The sequence below is a fragment of the Pseudomonas sp. genome, from assembly GCF_037994325.1.
GTDB lineage: Bacteria > Pseudomonadota > Gammaproteobacteria > Pseudomonadales > Pseudomonadaceae > Aquipseudomonas.
On sequence record NZ_JBBNAH010000560.1, the window covers coordinates 1 to 1,843 of the forward strand.

Below are 1,843 nucleotides of genomic sequence, written 5' to 3' on the forward strand. Positions count from 1 at the left end.
GTTCGCGTTGAACTGGACGTGAAATTCGACTTCGACAAATCGAAAGTCAAAGAAGAAAGCTATGGCGATATCAAAAACCTGGCTGACTTCATGAAGCAATACCCAGCAACCTCCACCACTGTTGAAGGTCACACCGACTCCGTGGGTACTGACGCTTACAACCAAAAACTGTCCGAGCGTCGTGCTAACGCCGTTCGTGAAGTGCTGGTTAACCAGTACGGTGTAGGTGGCGAGCGTGTTAACGCTGTTGGCTACGGCGAGTCCAAGCCGGTTGCGGATAACGCTACCGAAGCTGGCCGCGCTGTTAACCGTCGCGTAGAAGCTGAAGTAGAAGCCCAAGCTAAGTAATTAGCGCGGTGTTTCAGAAAAGCCCGGCCTAGGTCGGGCTTTTCTTTGCCTGGAATAAAGTGGCGTTGGTGGTGGAGATGAGGCGTTAGTATCATCTCTGCTCTTGTCATGGCCCTGTAGAGAGAGCGTGCGCGTGTCAGTTCTTATCACCAAGTCTTATCTTGCTCGTTATTTGCTCCTGCTAGGTGGCTTGTTAATGCTTTCTGGATGCGGCACTACGCCGGTTGATCCTGCTGTTCGCGCATTGCCGGAGAGGGTGGAGTTGAACGGTGTGCCATTTTTCGCGCAAACCGCGTTTGAAAGTGCTCCCGGTGCGTTGGCTATCATGCTGTCGCAACAGGATGTGGTCACCACGCCTGGGCTCGTCGCGAAAAAAATGCATCTGCCCGGCAAGGAGTCGGAGATACCCACCAGCTTTACCCGAGTCACCAATGACTTCGGCTTGCTTGCGTATCCGTTACAAGGTGGATTGCCAGATTTGCTTGAGCAGGTCGCAGCAGGTTACCCCGTGCTGGTTCGGGTTAACGATGGCTTCGGTTTTGTCTCGTCGCCGCGCTATGCGGTGCTGGTGGGATACGATCGAGTAAAGCAGCGCATGCTGCTGCGTTCGGGCATGAATCATCGCTTGGTTGTGAGTTTTGCGGACTTTACTTCCAGTTGGAATGATCTTGGGCACTGGGCTTTATTGGTTCAAGCGCCGGCGCAATTACCAGCGAATGTTGATCGTCAGCGCTGGATGGCGGCGGCCAAGCAGCTCGAACTTGCCGGGCAGACCTTGGCAGCAAGCAACGCCTACAAGGCAATCGATGATAAAAACCGCTGAGCATATAGCGGGCAAAAAAACGGCGCCTGATGAGGGCGCCGTTTTTATTTCAGCTCGGATCAGAAGCCGAGTTTGTCGCGCAGGCTGTAGTACCAGGCGCCAAGCGCGGTGAATGGTACGCGCATCAGTTCGCCGCCCGGGAATGGATAGTGCGGCAAGCTGGCAAAGGCATCGAAGCGTTCCGCCTGGCCTCGCAGCGATTCGGCGAGAATCTTGCCGGCCAGGTGGGTGTAGGTCACGCCATGGCCGCTGCAGCCTTGCGAGTAATAAATGTTGTCGCCCAGGCGACCCACTTGCGGTAGGCGGGAGAGGGTAAGCAGGAAGTTGCCGGTCCAGGCGTAATCAATCTTCACGTCTTTTAGTTGAGGGAAGGTTTTGATCAGCTTGGGGCGAATAATCGCTTCAATATTTGCCGGGTCGCGGGCGCCATAGACCACGCCGCCACCGAAGATCAGGCGGTTGTCGCCGCTCAGGCGGTAGTAGTCGAGCAGGTAGTTGCAATCTTCTACGCAGTAGTCTTGTGGCAGCAAGCTCTTGGCGACTTCATCGCTGAGGGGTTCGGTTGTGATCACCTGGGTACCACACGGCATCGACTTCGCCGAGAGTTCTGGAATCAGATTGCCCAGATAGGCGTTGCCGGCTACCACTACGAACTTGGCTTTCACGCGACCC

The 1,843-nt window shown here is 55.3% G+C and carries 3 protein-coding genes; 2 read left to right on the forward strand and 1 reads right to left on the reverse strand.

The genetic code is table 11. The features are described 5' to 3' along the window. A partial coding sequence (locus tag AAAB16_RS18730) for an OmpA family protein (RefSeq protein WP_340664684.1) occupies positions 1–348 on the forward strand: 348 nt, incomplete at its 5' end. A 133-nt stretch (positions 349–481) separates the two neighbouring features. Beyond that, positions 482–1,171 carry a peptidase C39 family protein gene (locus AAAB16_RS18735; protein ID WP_340664685.1) on the forward strand — a complete coding sequence of 230 codons (690 nt, stop codon included), beginning with the start codon at positions 482–484 and terminating at the stop codon, positions 1,169–1,171. 59 nt (positions 1,172–1,230) lie between these two features. Here AAAB16_RS18735 and AAAB16_RS18740 read toward each other — a convergent pair. Next, on the reverse strand, positions 1,231–1,843 hold a 613-nt coding region (locus AAAB16_RS18740), incomplete at its 5' end, for an FAD-binding oxidoreductase (RefSeq protein WP_340664686.1).